The sequence below is a fragment of the Pseudomonas sp. S2_A10 genome (genome assembly GCF_054668465.1).
Window position 1 is genome coordinate 1414291 of the sequence record NZ_CP162773.1, and the last position, 15674, is coordinate 1429964.

The 15674-nt window shown below is 61.2% G+C and carries 13 protein-coding genes; 6 read left to right on the forward strand and 7 right to left on the reverse strand.

The annotated features are described in order from the left end of the window. Positions 1-175 precede the first annotated feature (175 nt). Positions 176-1471, forward strand: a complete 1296-nt coding sequence (gene gbcA / locus AB4N41_RS06545) for a glycine-betaine demethylase subunit GbcA (protein ID WP_016772823.1) — start codon at positions 176-178, stop codon at positions 1469-1471. Between the two features lie 876 nt (positions 1472-2347). Here the strand turns inward: gbcA and etfB are convergent. From etfB to AB4N41_RS06575, 6 genes are all read right to left on the reverse strand, one after another. Next, on the reverse strand, positions 2348-3118 hold the full coding sequence (gene etfB, locus AB4N41_RS06550; RefSeq protein ID WP_095181374.1) for an electron transfer flavoprotein subunit beta: 771 nt from the start codon (positions 3116-3118) through the stop codon (positions 2348-2350). A gap of 9 nt (positions 3119-3127) precedes the next feature. Beyond that, a complete protein-coding gene (gene etfA, locus AB4N41_RS06555; protein WP_252877025.1) occupies positions 3128-4348 on the reverse strand; it encodes an electron transfer flavoprotein subunit alpha in 1221 nt (406 codons plus the stop codon). Beyond that, positions 4348-6297: a dimethylglycine demethylation protein DgcB gene (gene dgcB, locus AB4N41_RS06560; RefSeq protein WP_252877026.1), complete on the reverse strand. Its 1950-nt coding sequence runs from the start codon at positions 6295-6297 to the stop codon at positions 4348-4350. Before dgcB ends, etfA begins: the two co-directional genes overlap by 1 nt. A gap of 153 nt (positions 6298-6450) precedes the next feature. Then, complete coding sequence (dgcA, locus tag AB4N41_RS06565) at positions 6451-8511, reverse strand: dimethylglycine demethylation protein DgcA (protein WP_252877027.1); 2061 nt, start codon at positions 8509-8511, stop codon at positions 6451-6453. A gap of 15 nt (positions 8512-8526) precedes the next feature. Next, positions 8527-9057 (reverse strand): 4-vinyl reductase, encoded by a 531-nt coding sequence (locus AB4N41_RS06570; protein ID WP_039757633.1) that lies wholly within the window; start codon positions 9055-9057, stop codon positions 8527-8529. A 105-nt stretch (positions 9058-9162) separates the two neighbouring features. Beyond that, entirely contained in the window at positions 9163-10140 is a 978-nt protein-coding gene (locus AB4N41_RS06575) for a dipeptidase (protein WP_024014597.1), read from the reverse strand. A 231-nt stretch (positions 10141-10371) separates the two neighbouring features. Here AB4N41_RS06575 and AB4N41_RS06580 point away from each other — a divergent pair, with 231 nt between their 5' ends. Continuing rightward, complete coding sequence (locus tag AB4N41_RS06580; RefSeq protein WP_039757631.1) at positions 10372-10773, forward strand: lysozyme inhibitor LprI family protein; 402 nt, start codon at positions 10372-10374, stop codon at positions 10771-10773. A gap of 47 nt (positions 10774-10820) precedes the next feature. Next, positions 10821-11237, forward strand: a complete 417-nt coding sequence (locus AB4N41_RS06585; RefSeq protein ID WP_016772815.1) for a DUF3010 family protein — start codon at positions 10821-10823, stop codon at positions 11235-11237. Positions 11238-11371: 134 nt separating this feature from the next. Here the strand turns inward: AB4N41_RS06585 and AB4N41_RS06590 are convergent, their stop codons facing one another. Beyond that, on the reverse strand, positions 11372-12316 hold the full coding sequence (locus AB4N41_RS06590; protein ID WP_041476759.1) for a GlxA family transcriptional regulator: 945 nt from the start codon (positions 12314-12316) through the stop codon (positions 11372-11374). A 191-nt stretch (positions 12317-12507) separates the two neighbouring features. Here AB4N41_RS06590 and AB4N41_RS06595 point away from each other — a divergent pair, with 191 nt between their 5' ends. The 3 genes from AB4N41_RS06595 (at position 12508) to AB4N41_RS06605 (ending at position 15559) form a co-directional block, all read left to right on the forward strand. Beyond that, on the forward strand, positions 12508-13452 hold the full coding sequence (locus tag AB4N41_RS06595) for a choline ABC transporter substrate-binding protein (protein WP_024014601.1): 945 nt from the start codon (positions 12508-12510) through the stop codon (positions 13450-13452). A 120-nt stretch (positions 13453-13572) separates the two neighbouring features. Next, a complete protein-coding gene (locus tag AB4N41_RS06600) occupies positions 13573-14460 on the forward strand; it encodes a beta-keto acid cleavage family enzyme (RefSeq protein WP_056786525.1) in 888 nt (295 codons plus the stop codon). Positions 14461-14593: 133 nt separating this feature from the next. Next, on the forward strand, positions 14594-15559 hold the full coding sequence (locus AB4N41_RS06605) for an L-carnitine dehydrogenase (protein WP_460138364.1): 966 nt from the start codon (positions 14594-14596) through the stop codon (positions 15557-15559). Positions 15560-15674: the final 115 nt, after the last annotated feature.

Consider the following 15674-nt stretch of genomic DNA (forward strand, 5'->3'; position numbering starts at 1 on the left):
TGCGCGTCGGGAACAGATTGCGCCATGTCGCGCATGGATAAGGTTCCCCCCAGCGCCGGCCCCACACTCGCCCCAACACAAGACGACTTCTTTACACCTTGCGTAGCAACCGTTTTGCAGCACACCTGATCAGCCACTTTCGCCGGCCACGCAGAGGGCCATGAGGATTACATCGATGGACGTCACCGCAAAAATAAGCCTGGGCGATCCGCTGGAACCCGCACGCAAGGCCACCGCACAAATGCTGCAGGAGCGCGAGCGCACCTTTTCCCTGCCGCAACCGTTCTACAGCGACGAGCGCCTGTTCGATATCGATATGCAGGAGATCTTCCAAAAGGAATGGTTGATCGCCGGCATGACCTGCGAGATCCCGGCCAAGGGCAACTACCTGACCCTGCAGGTCGGCAAGAACCCGATCATCGTCATTCGTGGCGCCGAGGGCGTTGTGCACGCGTTCCACAACGTCTGCCGCCACCGTGGCTCGCGCCTGTGCACCAGTGAAAAAGGCAAAGTCGCCAAACTGGTCTGCCATTACCACCAGTGGACTTACGAACTGGACGGTCGCCTGCTGTTCGCCGGCACCGAGATGGGCGCCGACTTCGACATGAAGCAGTACGGCCTGAAACCGGTGAACGTGAAAACCGCTGGCGGATACATCTTCATCAGCCTGGCAGAGAACCCCCCGGCCATCGATGACTTCCTGTCGACGCTTAACCATTACATGGAACCGTACGACATGGAGAACACCAAGGTGGCGATCACCACCACCTTGATGGAAAAGGCCAACTGGAAACTGGTGCTGGAAAACAACCGCGAGTGCTACCACTGCAACGCATCGCACCCGGAACTGTTGAAAACCCTGCTGGAATGGGACGACGTCACCGACCCGCGCGCCGATCAGGCGTTCAAGGATCACGTCGCCGCTTCCGCCGCTGCCTGGGAAGCGGAAAAGATCCCTTACGCTCACGCCAGTTTCGGCTTGCGCAACCGTATCGTGCGCATGCCGCTGCTCAAGGGCACCGTGTCGATGACCCTCGACGGCAAACAGGGCTGCGCCAAACTGATGGGCCGCATCAAGAACCCGGACCTGGGCTCGATGCGCATCCTGCATCTGCCGCACTCGTGGAACCACTGCATGGGCGATCACATTATCGTCTTCACCGTGTGGCCGATCAGCGCCCAGGAAACCATGGTCACCACCAAGTGGCTGGTGCACAAGGACGCCGTGGAAGGTGTCGATTACGACGTCGAGCGCATGCGCCAGGTGTGGGATGCGACCAACGATCAGGACCGCCGTCTGGCTGAGGAAAACCAGCGCGGGATCAACTCCACCGCTTACCAGCCGGGGCCTTACTCCAAAACCTATGAATTCGGCGTGGTCAACTTCGTCGACTGGTACAGCGAGCGGATGTTGAACAACCTCGGGGCAGAGCCTGCGCCTTACCTCAAAGGCGTACCGGTTCAGGGCTGATCAAGAGCAAAAGATCGCAGCCTGCGGCAGCTCCTACAGGTGGAATGCATTCCCCTGTGGGAGCGAGCCTGCTCGCGAAGACGCCCTGACCCACGCTACATCTTCCAGCTGATCAATTTCCGATCAACCACCCTCGCACCCATACCCACCAAGCCCTCCAGCCTTCCGCAAACAAGTTATCCACATACCCGCCCACAGCAAATGGGGGTAACTGTGGATGACTCAAAAAATATCCTGCTGATTTGCAAAGAAAAATCGTGACTTATGCTGAATCGCGGTTTCTCAAAACAATTGATCGTTTTTTGATCACACTCGTACACAACACGTATTCAGAGGCCTGTAGCGGGTAGCGAACATGTTATCCACAGAAGCGCCAACAGAGATCGGGGACAACTTTCAATCTCCTGTGGAAAAACACCTGTGACTGGGGAAAAACCCTTCGCGTTAACAGCTCTTGGCCCCCGGGGATCACATTTGATCAATAATTGATCAAACCCATGTAAGGCCTGCTCCATATGGCGTACAGCTGATAGCGAACATCTTATCCACAGAAGCGCCAACAGAGATTGGGGGCAACTTCTCGATTAATACCGAGGGAAAAGCCCGTTAAATCCAAGAGTTACGCTGATCGTTTTTTGATCTTATGGCTGGAAGGCTTGAATGGCGTAGGGTACGAGCAAGGGCGAACACGTTATCCACAGCTTCGCCAACAGGGATTGTGGGTAAGCAGTACAGATTGGCGGTGAAGAAATGCCAATGTGGGAGCGAGCCTGCTCGCGAATGCGTCGGGTCAGTCGATGCATGTGTCGGCTGACAGTGCGCTTTCGCGAGCAGGCTCGCTCCCACAGGAGTTATTCCATGCCTGGAAGAGGGTGACTAGCGGACAACGCCCTCTTCAATCAGCAGCTTCAGAATCGCCTCCGCCCCAGCCTGCGCGGTAACGCCCTTGAGCACCTGCCCACCGCCACCACTGGCTTTGGCCGTAGCGGCCTTCATCCGGTCGGCGCCGCTCTTCGCCTTGATCACCTTCAAGCGCTTGGGTCGTGGCTTGGCCGGTTGCAGCGTGGCGACGGCCAACAATTGGTCCTCAACAACTTCAACGTCATCGGCGGCCAATTCGCCCCGTCGCGCCGGGCCGTACGCGCTCTGCCGAGGCTTCGGGGCGGCGTTATCCACAGTCGCCAGAAACGGCAGTTTCACCTTCAAGCGGCGTCGCTGCCCGCGCGGCAACGCTTGCAGGACCAGCGCCGAACCGTCATTGATTGATTCGACCTGCGCCAGGCCCACCACCAGCGGCCAGCCCAGGCCTTCGGCCAGGAGGAACGGCAACATCCCCGAACCTTCCCCGGTTTCCGCTTGGCTGCCGGTCAGCACCACTTGCGCCCCGGCGTCGCGCAGGTACGCGGTCAGCGCCGGCAATGCATCGGCGCCAACGGGTTGTTCCAGCACATGCAGCTGTTCCAGGCCCATGCCCAGATAGGCACGCAGGGCCGGTTCGGCAACATCACCGGCATGCAGCACTTGCAGGTTATCCCCAGCCAATTGCAGGCCCAGTTCCACCGCGCGCGCATCCTGATCGGCGCGCCGTGGCCGACCTGAGGTCGGGTGAGCGCCGATTGAAACCAGACTGATAACGTTCGTGTTCATAGGGTTTCCTTACGCCGCATCGCGCTTGGCTTCGTTGCGGTAAGCCGCGACCGCTTCGATCAACGCTTGCAGAATTTCTGCGCTTTCGCCGATCACCGAGAGGTCGGCACGCTTGATCATGTCGCAACCCGGATCGAGGTTGATTGCCACCACCTTGTCGCAGGCGCCAATGCCTTGCAGGTGCTGGATTGCGCCAGATATACCCACAGCCACATAGACCCGCGCAGTGACCCAGGTGCCGGACGCGCCGACCTGGCGATCCCGCGCCATGAAGCCGTCGTCCACCGCAACCCGCGAAGCGCCTTCGGTGGCGCCGAGGGCCGCCGCTGTTTCGTGAAACAGCTGCCAATCCTTGACGCCGTTGCCGCCGGAGAAAATGAACTCCGCTTCGGCCATCGGGATCGCTGCCGGATCCACCGCCACGGCACCAAGATCTTCGATTCGCGACAAGCTGCGCGCGACGCTTGTGAATAACTCCACTGGCAACGCTTCGTGACGAGTTTCGCTGACCGGTTCTGCGCATTCGGCAGCGGCGAGAATCAACCGCGCCACCGGACGCGCCAGATCTTGCAATCCGGCCCCGGCGCGGCCGATGCACTCCTGATCCTTGACCTGCCAGACCCGCGTGGCCGGGCGCTCGCCCAGTGCAGCAGCAAAGCGCCGGCCGAGTTCGCCGCCACCGCTGCGGCTGTCCGGCAGCAACCAGTGACGCGGGTTGAATTGGTTATCCACAGCGCGCAACCCCTGCACCCGTTGCTCCGGTGCATAACCGCTGAATTCCTCGCCTTCAAGCACCAGCAAGCGATCAACGCCCGCGGTTTCGAAAGCGCTTTCCTTGTGCTCGCCGAACACCACGGCGAGCACCGCACCATCGGTGCCGGCCAGTTGGTGAGCAAGGCCGAGCAGATCGCGGTCGTGGCTGCTCAGGCGACCACCGACCATATCCGGCACCACACTGATGTAGAACGCCGGGGCCGGTACCTGATGCAGCGGCAACTGCACTTCAACAGCAGCCGAGCGTTTGACCGCCCCACCCTGCTGCGCGCCGCTGCGGTCAATGCGTTTGATGCCGTTGGGGCCGATAAAACCCATGCCGTGCAGATTCTTGCGGATGACGCCATTGGGACCCATCCAGCTGTGCTGCGCCGGTTGCATCGCCGCGTGCAGCGGATGCAGGCGGTTGCGCGCAATCCATTCGGCGCGCGGGTCGCGGCGGATAATGTCGCTCATCAGTGCACCTCCGCAGGTTCACGTTTGGCCGGGGTGGCAGGCTTGCTTGGCGCGGCGTCTTCGAGCAACGCGTCGGCGACCAGTTCGGCGATGTCCTTGATCAGCGGACGCGGCTCGACCACGCCTTCGAGCATCGCCGTGCACTGTGGACAACCCACCGCCACCAGTTCGGCGCCGGTTTCGCGGATGTCTTCCATGCGCATGTCGGGGATGCGCTGCTTGCCCGGAATGTCGGTGATCGGCGCGCCGCCACCGCCGCCGCAGCAGCGCGAGCGGAAGCCGGACCGTTGCATCTCTTTGACTTCAATGCCGAGGGCACGCAGCACTTCGCGCGGCGCTTCGTACTCGCCGTTGTAGCGGCCCAGGTAGCACGGATCGTGATAGGTCACGCTGTTGCCTTTGTGCTGCCCGAGGTTGAGCGCGCCGGCCTGAATGATCTCGGCCATGTAAGTGCTGTGGTGCTGCACCAGATAGTTGCCGTCGAAGGCGCCGTACTCGTTTTTCAGCACATGGAAACTGTGCGGATCGCAGGTGACGATGCGGTTGAAACTGTATTTGGCCAATGTCTGGATATTGCGTTTGGCGAGCTGCTGGAACGTTGCTTCGTCGCCGAGACGCCGCGCCACATCTCCGCTGTCGCGCTCCTCAAGACCGAGTACAGCGAAGTCGACTTTCGCTGCCTTCAGCACTTTGACGAAGGCACGCAGGGTGCGCTGGTTGCGCATGTCGAAGGCGCCGTCGCCGACCCAGAAGAGCACGTCGGTGGATTTCTTTTCGCTGAGCAGAGTGAGGTTCAGGTCCGCTGCCCAGTTCATCCGCCCGCCCGGGGCGAAACCGCCGGGGTTGTCGGTTGCAATAAGGTTCTCGAGAACTTCGGCACCCTTGTTCGGCGTCGCGCCTTTTTCCAGGGTCAGATGCCGGCGCATGTCGACGATCGCATCGACGTGCTCGATCATCATCGGGCACTCCTCGACGCAGGCGCGGCACGTGGTGCATGACCACAGGGTTTCAGCATCGACCAGACCGTTGACGATTGGTTGATGCGGATTGCCGGAATGCTCGCCGATTGGTTTGCCCGGATACGGGCTGCCGGCGAACTTAGCGTCAGTGCCGCCGGCGAGGCCGACGACCATGTCCTGAATCAGTTTTTTCGGGTTCAGCGGCTGGCCGGCGGCGAAAGCCGGGCACGCTGCTTCGCACTTGCCGCACTGCACGCAGGCGTCGAAACCGAGCAACTGGTTCCAAGTGAAATCCTGGGGTTTTTCCACGCCCAGCGGCGCATCGGGATTGTTCAGGTCCAGCGGTTTCAGACCGGTCGAGCGCCCGCCGCCAAAGCGTTCCGGGCGACGGTGCCAGGCCAGGTGCAGAGCACCGGCAAAGGCGTGTTTCATCGGCCCGCCCCAGGTCATGCCGAAGAACAGCTCCGACACGCCCCACAGCACGCCAACACCGAGGATGACTGCGAGCAGCCAGCCGCCGAAGTTTTCCGGCAGGATCCCGGCAACCGGCAGGGTCACCAGGAAAAACGACGCGGAGAAGGCCAGCAGGCTTTTCGGCAGGCGCATCCACGGGCCTTTCGACAGACGTGCAGGCGGATTGACCCGGCGCAGGTACATGAAGATCGCGCCGACGAACATCACCGCCGACATCAGCAGCAAGGCGTAGCCGAGGATGCGGTTATGCAGGCCAAAACCGTGCACCAGAATGGCCAGCACAATCGACGCCACCGCACCGCCCGCCGTGGCGACGTGGGTGTTGGCAATGTATTTGTCCCGCGCGACGACGTGGTGCAGGTCGACCATGTAGCGCTTGGGCATGGCCAGCAGACCGCCGAGCAGATCGACCTTCGCCGCCCGCCCCCGGCGCCACATGTTCATCCGCCGCAACGCGCCGAGGACAGCAAGGCCCAGGGCTGCGAACAACAGGATTGGAAGAAGGGTGTTCAACATGGTGAAGCTCCCACCAGACAGCCTGGAGAAACACGATCCGCTTTACTGTGGGAGCGAGCCTGCTCGCGAAAGCGCTGGGTCAGTCGACATCAGCGTCAACTGACAGATAGCATTCGCGAGCAGGCTCGCTCCCACAGGGTTTGGTGCAAGCCGTCAGAAATCCTTGCACAACCGCAGGGCGTCATAGATCGCGGCGTGGGTATTACGCTGCGCCACGCAGTCGCCGATGCGGAACAGCAAGTAGCCGTCGCCCGCTTCGCTCAGCGAAGGTTGCGGCTGGATCGCGAACAGCGCTTCGACGTCGATCTGGCCCTTGTTGCGCGAGCCGTCCTTGAGCGCGTAGTAGATTTCCTCGTCCGGGCGTACGCCGTTTTCGACGACCACCTGATCGACCACCCGCTCCTCTTTCGCGCCGGTGTATTCGTTCTCCAGCACCGCGATCAGCTTGTCGCCTTCGCGGTAGACCTTCTCCAGCATCATGTCGCCGGTCATGATCACTTCTTTCGGGTACATGCTGCGGTAATAGGTCGGGAACGACGTGCCGCCGATGGCCACGCCCGGTTTGATGTCGTCGGTGACGATCTCGACCTGGCTGCCCTTGTCGGCGAGGAAGTCGGCCACCGACATGCCGGTGAACTCGCAGATGGTGTCGTAGACCAGCACGTTCTTGCCCGGCGCAACCTTGCCGTCGAGCACGTCCCAGCTGCTGACCACCAGCCCTTCGGCCGCGCCCCAGTGTTCGTTCTGCTCAAGGTACGGATGACCGCCGACCGCCAGCACCACCACGTCCGGACGCAGGTCCATGATGGTGTCGGCATCCGCCGCCGTGCCCAGGCGCAGATCGACTTTCAGCCGCGCCAGTTCCAGCTGGAACCAGCGAGTGATGCCGGCGATCTGGTCACGCTGCGGTGCTTTCGATGCGGTGGTGATCTGCCCGCCGATGAAGTCTTTTTTCTCGAACAGTGTGACGTCGTGGCCCCGCTCGGCAGCCACGCGTGCTGCTTCCATCCCGGCCGGGCCGGCACCAACGATCACCACTTTGCGTTTCGGCCCGGTGGATTTCTCGATGATGTGCGGCACGCCCATGTATTCACGGGAGGTCGCGGCGTTCTGGATGCACAGCACGTCCAGGCCCTGATACTGGCGGTCGATGCAATAGTTGGCGCCGACGCACTGCTTGATCTGGTCGATCTGGCCCATCTTGATCTTGGCGATCAGGTGCGGGTCGGCGATGTGCGCGCGGGTCATGCCGACCATGTCGACGTAACCGCCTTCAAGGATGCGCGTGGCCTGGTTCGGGTCCTTGATGTTCTGCGCGTGCAACACCGGCACCTTGACCACTTCCTTGATCCCGGCGGCCAGATGCAGGAACGGCTCCGGTGGATAACTCATGTTCGGAATCACGTTGGCCAGGGTGTTGTGCGTATCGCAACCCGAGCCGACCACGCCGATGAAATCGAGCATGCCGGTGTCGTCGTAATACTTGGCGATCTGCTTCATGTCCTCGTGGGACAAGCCGTCCGGGTGGAACTCGTCACCGCAGATGCGCATGCCCACGCAGAAGTCGTCACCGACCTCGGCGCGCACGGCTTTGAGCACTTCCAGGCCGAACTTCATCCGCCCTTCGAAGCTGCCGCCCCATTCATCGGTGCGCTTGTTGACGCGCGGGCTCCAGAACTGGTCGATCATGTGCTGGTGCACGGCCGACAGTTCGACGCCATCGAGGCCACCGGCCTTGGCCCGGCGCGCGGCCTGGGCGTAGTTGCCGATCACCCGCCAGATCTCTTCCGGCTCGATGGTTTTGCAAGTGGCGCGGTGCACCGGTTCACGGATGCCCGACGGCGACATCAGGGTCGGCCAGTTGAAGCCGTCCCAGCGCGAGCGCCGGCCCATGTGGGTAATCTGGATCATGATCTTGGCGCCATGCTTGTGCATGGCGTCGGCCAGATTCTGGAAGTGCGGAATGATCCGGTCGGTGGACAGATTGACCGAACTCCACCATTCCTGCGGGCTGTCGATCGCCACCACGGACGAACCGCCACAGATGGCCAGGCCGATGCCGCCCTTGGCTTTCTCTTCGTAGTATTTGACGTAGCGGTCGGTGGTCATGCCACCGTCAGTCGCATAGACCTCGGCGTGCGCGGTGCTGAGCACGCGGTTGCGGATGGTCAGTTTGCCGATCTGGATCGGCTGGAACATTGCTTCGAAAGCCATGGCACGGTCCTCGGCTTACAACGGCTTGACGATAAACAAGCCGTCATCGTGGCCCTCTTCGGAGCCCCCGTAGACTTGTTCGGCCACAGTACGAATCTTGCTGCCACGGGCTTCGAGGATCTGATCCATGGCGCCGGCGAACCAGCCGGTGAACATGTAGTCGACCTTGCGCCCGACCTTGCCGTAGACATAGACAAACGCCGAGTGCTCGAGCTTGACGCTGGCGGTGCCTTTGTCGAGGTCGATGTCCTGGATCTTGAACAGGCCCCAGCCGCGCTGCGACAGGCGTTTCATGTAGTGCTCGAACACCGCGACGCCTTCCAGGCCGTGGCATTCGGCTTCCTTTTCACACCAGTGCCAGGCGGATTTGTAGCCGGCCTTGTAGAGGATCTCGGCGTAGGCTTCAGCGCCGAGCACTTCCTCGATGCCCATGTGGTTGTTGACGAAAAAGTGACGCGGCACATAGAGCATTGGCAGGGCGTCTGAGGTCCAGACACCGGTCTCGCTGTCGACTTCGATTGGCAATTGCGGGGCGATCTTGGCCATGGAAACTTAACTCCAGAAAAATGATGGTTCAGTGTTGGCCGCGGCCCTCACCCCAGCCCTCTCCCGCAGGAGAGGGGGCAGATCGGCGGCGGTCTTGAGAAAGCGTTATTCGCCCCAGACGTTCTTAAGAACGCTTACCCAGTTCTCACCCATGATCTTGCGCACCACACGCTCGGAATGGCCGCGCTTGAGCAGGGTTTCGGTGAGGTTGGGGAATTCGCCGACGGTGCGGATGCCCAGCGGGTTGATGATCTTGCCGAAGCTGGTCAGGCGGCGGGCGTAGCCCTTGTCGTGGGTCAGGTATTCGAAGAAGTCCTGGCCGTGACCCTGAGTGAAATCGGTGCCGATACCGATGGCGTCTTCGCCGACGATGTTCATGGTGTATTCGATGGCTTCGGCGTAATCGTCGATGGTCGAATCAATGCCCTTGGCGAGGAACGGCGCGAACATGGTCACACCGACGAAACCGCCGTGGTCGGCAATGAACTTCAACTCTGCGTCGGACTTGTTGCGCGGATGTTCTTTGAGACCCGACGGCAGGCAGTGCGAGTAGCAGACCGGTTTTTTCGATTCGAGAATGACTTCTTCGGAGGTCTTGGAACCGACGTGGGACAGGTCGCACATGACGCCGACGCGGTTCATCTCGGCAACGATTTCGCGACCGAAACCTGACAGACCGCCGTCACGCTCGTAGCAACCGGTGCCGACCAGATTCTGGGTGTTGTAGCACATCTGCACGATACCGACGCCGAGCTGCTTGAACACCTCGACATAGCCGATCTGGTCTTCGAACGCGTGGGCATTCTGGAAGCCGAAGAGGATGCCGGTCTTGCCCTGCTCCTTGGCGCGACGGATGTCGGCGGTGGTGCGCACCGGCATCACCAGGTCGCTGTTTTCGCGGATCAGTTTCTGGCTGGCAGCGATGTTGTTCACGGTCGCCTGAAAGCCTTCCCACACCGACACAGTGCAGTTGGCTGCCGTCAGACCGCCCTTGCGCATGTCTTCGAACAGCTCGCGGTTCCATTTGGCAATGATCAGACCGTCGATAACGATGCTGTCGGCGTGTAATTCGGCTGGGCTCATCAGGCGTCCCCTTATTGGCGATTCATGCGCCGAATCGTCTGCCGGCGCTTTGGGGCCAGCATATGCCTCGGTGCCGGGGCGACCGGGTGCAAAAACGACAGGGGAATTGCCGAAAGCGTCAATCCGCGACAAAGGGTCGTCAGCCGCCCTCATCGGCTGGCTGTTCAAGCCCGCGCGCTTGCGCCAGAATCTGCCGCAGCCTGCACCTACCAACGGATTAGAGCGACCCCAATGAAATCAATAATCCTCGCCCTGGCACTGATTGCGACCGGCGCCCACGCCGCCGAAGAATCCGAGAACAACCCGTGCGACGCGGTGGAAAACGACATCCAGACCCTGGAATGCTCCGCCTACAGCCGCAGCACCGCCGAAGACCTGCTCAAAGACAACTACGCCAGCCTCAACGAACGCATGCAGACCGCCTACGGCAAGAACCCGACGCAACTGGCCGACATCACCGCCAAACTGAAAACCGCCCAGCAGCAGTGGTTGAAGACGCGGGATGCGGATTGCGCGGTGGAAGCGTTCCCGGCAACGGCGGGGAGCAAGGCGTTCACCATTGCGCAGAATGATTGCGTGGCGCGGATGAGTGATGAACGGTCGGAGTTTTTGGAGTCGATTGGGCAGGAGTGAGTGTTTGAGCTGTAAGCTGAACCTCTTAAGCCAGTCTAAGGATTCCCATGAACATCTGCGGCATTGAAATCAAAGGCAGCGAAGCGATCATCGCCGTGGCGGCGCTCGACGGTTCGACGTTGAGCCACGTCCCTCTCGCCACGAAGAAGATTGCTCTGGATGACGATGACGAGGCGGCGAACGTGCGGCGGTTCGCGGCGCAGGTGGCGTCGTTTGTGCGGGAAAACTCGGTGGACCGGATCGCGATCAAGAAGCGCAGCAAAAAGGGCGAGTTTGCCGGTGGGCCGACGACGTTCAAGATCGAGGGCGTGTTTCAGTTGCTTGATGGTTGTGAGGTGACGCTGCTGTCGCCGCAGACGATCAATGCCCAGGCCAAGAAGCACAATTTCGAGCTGCCCGGGACGTTGAACAAATATCAGCATGAGGCTTACAAGGCGGCGTGTTCGGCGTTGGTGAAGAAATAAGCCTCTCTCAGGCGCCGGAAATTATGTGGGAGCGAGCCTGCTCGCGAATGCAATGTGTCAGGCAACATCAGTGTTGGATGACAGACCGCTTTCGCGAGCAGGCTCGCTCCCACATTGCTTTCATGCAAGCCCATTCACGCCTGCGCGGTACGCCGGTCTTCCCGGGGGCAGCGGGCGAAACGTGCGCGATAGCTGCGGGTGAAGTACGACGGTGATTCAAACCCGCAGGCAATGCTGACTTCGAGCACGCTCATGTCGGTCTGGCGCAGCAACTGCCGGGCCTTTTCCAGCCTTAACCGCAGATAGAAATTGCTCGGCGTATCGTTCAGATGCAGCCGGAACAAGCGCTCCAGTTGCCGCCGGGTCACCTTGATCGACTCCGCCAGTTGCAGCGTGGTCAGCGGTGGTTCGCTGTGCTGTTCCATCTCGCCGATCACCTGCACCAGTTTCTTGTTGCTGATGCCGTAACGCGTGGCGACTTCCATGCGCTGGTGATCCTTGCGCGGGCGTATGCGCCCGAGCACAAACTGCTCGCTGACCTGAATCGCCAGTTGCGGGCCGTGGGCCTGGGCGATCAGGTCGAGCATCAGATCAATCGAGGCCGTACCTCCCGCCGAGGTGATCCGCCGCCGGTCGATCTCGAACAGCTCCTGGGTGACGCTGAGCTGTGGATAAGATTCCTTGAAGGCATCGATCGCCTCCCAGTGCAGGGTCAGGCGATGGCCGTCGAGCAGGCCTGCTTCGGCAAGGACGAAGCTGCCGGTGTCGATCGCACCGAGGGTTACGCCGTCGTTGTCCAGCCTGCGCAACCAGTGTTCCAGCGTCGGCGTGATGAACTTCAGCGGTTCGAAGCCGGCCACCACCAGCAAGGTCGCGCCTTTCTTCAGCGGCTCCAGCGCTGCATCGGCGTTGACCGACATGCCGTTGCTCGCCAATACCGCGCCGCCATCGGCGCTGAGCACATGCCAGCGGTACAACTCGCCGCGAAAACGGTTGGCCACGCGCAACGGTTCGATCGCGGAAATAAAGCCGATGGCGGAGAACCCCGGCATCAGCAAAAAGTAGAAATCCTGGGACATAGGCGCACTCGGTTGGCGGGTCGCGTGGCTCGTTGATACGCCGATTATCGGCGGCGTTCAAGCGCGCAGGTCGCTACAGTGCAAATGCCAGTCGCCGCAGTGCGCTTTCACGGGCCTATAGCTGCGTAACTTGGCCTCACCGGCGCGCAGATGCCGGGAACCACAATAATCGAACTGCCGAGGAACCCGACATGAAACGACTGATCAGCAGCTGCGTTCTTGCACTCAGCGGTACCGCTTTCTTCAGCACCGGCGTGATGGCGGCCGAACCGGCCTCCTGCAAGAACGTACGCATGGGCGTGGTCAACTGGACTGACGTGATCGCCACCAGTGCCATGACCCAGGTCCTGCTCGATGGCCTCGGCTACAGCACCAAACAGACCAGCGCCTCCCAGCAGATCATCTTCGCCGGGATTCGCGATCAGCGCCTGGACCTGTTCCTCGGCTACTGGAACCCGCTGATGACCCAGACCATCACGCCATTCGTCGAGGCCAATCAGGTGAAAGTGCTCGAAGCACCGAGCCTGAAAGATGCCCGCGCCACTCTCGCCGTGCCGACGTACCTGGCCGACAAGGGGCTGAAAACCTTCGCCGACATCGCCAAATTCGAGAAGGAATTGGGCGGCAAGATCTACGGCATCGAGCCAGGCTCGGGCGCCAACACGCAGATCAAAGCGATGATCGCCAAGAACCAGTTTGGCCTCGGTAAGTTCCAGCTCGTCGAATCAAGCGAGGCCGGCATGCTCGCCGCCGTCGACCGCGCCGTACGGCGCAAGGAAGCCGTAGTGTTCTTCGGTTGGGCGCCGCACCCGATGAACGTCAACATTCAGATGACCTATCTGACCGGCAGCGAAGACGCCCTCGGCCCGAACGAAGGCATGGCCACGGTGTGGACGGTCACATCACCGAAGTACGCCGAACAATGCCCGAACATCGGCCGCCTGCTGGCCAACCTGACTTTCACCGCCGAATCCGAGAGCCGGATGATGCAGCCGCTGCTCGATCACAAGGATGCCTTCGAGTCGGCGAAGCAGTGGCTCAAGGATCACCCCGAAGACAAACAGCGCTGGCTTGAAGGTGTGACGACTTTCGATGGCAAACCGGCTGCTGAAAATCTGCAACTGACCAGCAAATAACCCCTCGATTGAAGAGCCCCTCACCCTGACCCTCTCCCCAAGGGAGAGGGGAATTTGACGACGCTTCGCAGCCCCGCAACGGGCTGCGGACAGACCCATCTCGCCTGAAGGAAACGCACCATGAACCACGACGTCATCATCACCTGCGCACTTACCGGTGCTGGCGACACGACCGCCAAAAGTCCACATGTGCCGATCACCCCGAAACAGATTGCCGCTGCAGCGGTGGAAGCGGCCAAGGCTGGCGCCACCGTGGTGCACTGCCATGTGCGCGATCCGCAGACCGGCAAGTTCAGCCGTGACGTGGCGCTGTACCGCGAAGTGATGGAGCGCATCCGCGAGGCGGACGTCGACATCATCGTCAACCTGACCGCCGGGATGGGCGGCGACCTGGAAATCGGACCTGGCGAGAAGCCGATGGAGTTCGGCCCGAACACCGATCTGGTCGGTCCGCTGACCCGTCTCGCCCACGTTGAACAGTTGCTGCCGGAAATCTGCACCCTCGATTGCGGCACGCTGAACTTCGGCGACGGCGACACCATTTACGTCTCCACCCCGGCGCAACTACGCGCCGGCGCCAAGCGCATCACCGAACTGGGGGTGAAGGCCGAACTGGAGATTTTCGACACCGGGCATCTGTGGTTCGCCAAGCAGATGATCAAGGAAGGCTTGCTCGACAACCCGCTGTTCCAGCTGTGCCTGGGCATCCCGTGGGGCGCACCGGCCGACACCACCACGATGAAAGCCATGGTCGACAACCTGCCCGCCGACGCGGTGTGGGCCGGCTTCGGCATCGGCCGCATGCAGATGCCGATGGCGGCGCAAGCGGTGCTGCTCGGCGGCAACGTGCGGGTCGGCCTGGAAGACAATTTGTGGCTGGACAAAGGTGTGCTGGCGACCAATGGCCAATTGGTTGAGCGCGCCACGGAGATCCTCAGCCGCCTCGGTGCCCGGGTGCTCACACCGGCAGAAGGCCGGAAGAAAATGGGCCTGACCCAGCGCGGCTGATCCATCACCCATTTCACCTGTAGGAGCTGCCGAAGGCTGCGATCTTTTGACTTTGATTTTTTAGAAGCAAGATCAAAAGATCGCAGCCTTCGGCAGCTCCTACAGGGCTCTTCGAACTCTTCAGGACATCACCATGCGCTTTATCACCGAAATCAAAACCTTCGCCGCTCTCGGTAGCGGTGTCATCGGCAGTGGTTGGGTCGCCCGTGCCCTCGCACACGGCCTCGATGTAGTGGCCTGGGATCCGGCGCCCGGCGCCAAGGCGGCATTGCGCCAACGCGTGGCCAATGCCTGGGGCGCGCTGGAGAAAAACGGCCTGGCGCCGGGTGCTTCGCAGGATCGTCTGCGCTTTGTCGCGACCATCGAGGAATGCGTGCGTGACGCCGACTTCATCCAGGAAAGCGCCCCGGAGCGGCTGGAACTGAAACTTGATCTGCACAGCAAAATCAGCGCCGCGGCCAAGCCCGATGCGCTGATCGGCTCCAGCACTTCAGGCCTGTTGCCCAGCGAGTTCTACGAGAGTTCGACGCACCCTGAACGCTGCGTGGTCGGGCATCCGTTCAACCCGGTTTATCTGTTGCCACTGGTCGAAGTCGTCGGCGGCAAAAATACCGCGCCGGAAGCGGTGCAAGCGGCGATGCAAGTCTACGAATCCCTCGGCATGCGCCCGTTGCATGTGCGCAAGGAAGTGCCGGGTTTCATCGCCGATCGCTTGCTTGAAGCGCTGTGGCGTGAGGCGTTGCACCTGGTCAACGACGGTGTCGCGACGACCGGCGAGATCGACGATGCAATCCGTTTTGGCGCTGGTCTGCGCTGGTCGTTCATGGGTACGTTCCTGACCTACACCCTGGCCGGCGGCGATGCCGGCATGCGCCACTTCATGTCGCAATTCGGTCCGGCGTTGCAGTTGCCGTGGACGTATCTGCCGGCACCGGAGCTGACCGACAAGCTGATCGATGACGTGGTCGATGGCACGACTGATCAGCTCGGTCGGCACAGCATTTCGGCGCTAGAGCGCTATCGTGATGATTGTTTGCTGGCGGTGCTTGAAGCGGTGAAGACCACCAAAGAGAAGCACGGAATGAGTTTCAGCGAATAGACCTTGCAAAGCGCTTCCGGCCCCTTCGCGAGCAGGCTCGCTCCCACAGGTAAACGCATTTCAATGTGGGAGCGAGCCTGCTCGCGAAGACGGCAGTCCAGTCATCATCAATGTT

What these genes read in the sequence shown, in the direction of transcription:
- gbcA (WP_016772823.1), top strand. Translation starts at nt 176, where the DNA reads ATGGACGTCACCGCAAAAATAAGCCTGGGCGATCCGCTGGAACCCGCA.
- etfB (WP_095181374.1), bottom strand. Translation starts at nt 3,118, where the DNA reads ATGAACACGAACGTTATCAGTCTGGTTTCAATCGGCGCTCACCCGACC.
- etfA (WP_252877025.1), bottom strand. Translation starts at nt 4,348, where the DNA reads ATGAGCGACATTATCCGCCGCGACCCGCGCGCCGAATGGATTGCGCGC.
- dgcB (WP_252877026.1), bottom strand. Translation starts at nt 6,297, where the DNA reads ATGTTGAACACCCTTCTTCCAATCCTGTTGTTCGCAGCCCTGGGCCTT.
- dgcA (WP_252877027.1), bottom strand. Translation starts at nt 8,511, where the DNA reads ATGGCTTTCGAAGCAATGTTCCAGCCGATCCAGATCGGCAAACTGACC.
- AB4N41_RS06570 (WP_039757633.1), bottom strand. Translation starts at nt 9,057, where the DNA reads ATGGCCAAGATCGCCCCGCAATTGCCAATCGAAGTCGACAGCGAGACC.
- AB4N41_RS06575 (WP_024014597.1), bottom strand. Translation starts at nt 10,140, where the DNA reads ATGAGCCCAGCCGAATTACACGCCGACAGCATCGTTATCGACGGTCTG.
- AB4N41_RS06580 (WP_039757631.1), top strand. Translation starts at nt 10,372, where the DNA reads ATGAAATCAATAATCCTCGCCCTGGCACTGATTGCGACCGGCGCCCAC.
- AB4N41_RS06585 (WP_016772815.1), top strand. Translation starts at nt 10,821, where the DNA reads ATGAACATCTGCGGCATTGAAATCAAAGGCAGCGAAGCGATCATCGCC.
- AB4N41_RS06590 (WP_041476759.1), bottom strand. Translation starts at nt 12,316, where the DNA reads ATGTCCCAGGATTTCTACTTTTTGCTGATGCCGGGGTTCTCCGCCATC.
- AB4N41_RS06595 (WP_024014601.1), top strand. Translation starts at nt 12,508, where the DNA reads ATGAAACGACTGATCAGCAGCTGCGTTCTTGCACTCAGCGGTACCGCT.
- AB4N41_RS06600 (WP_056786525.1), top strand. Translation starts at nt 13,573, where the DNA reads ATGAACCACGACGTCATCATCACCTGCGCACTTACCGGTGCTGGCGAC.
- AB4N41_RS06605 (WP_460138364.1), top strand. Translation starts at nt 14,594, where the DNA reads ATGCGCTTTATCACCGAAATCAAAACCTTCGCCGCTCTCGGTAGCGGT.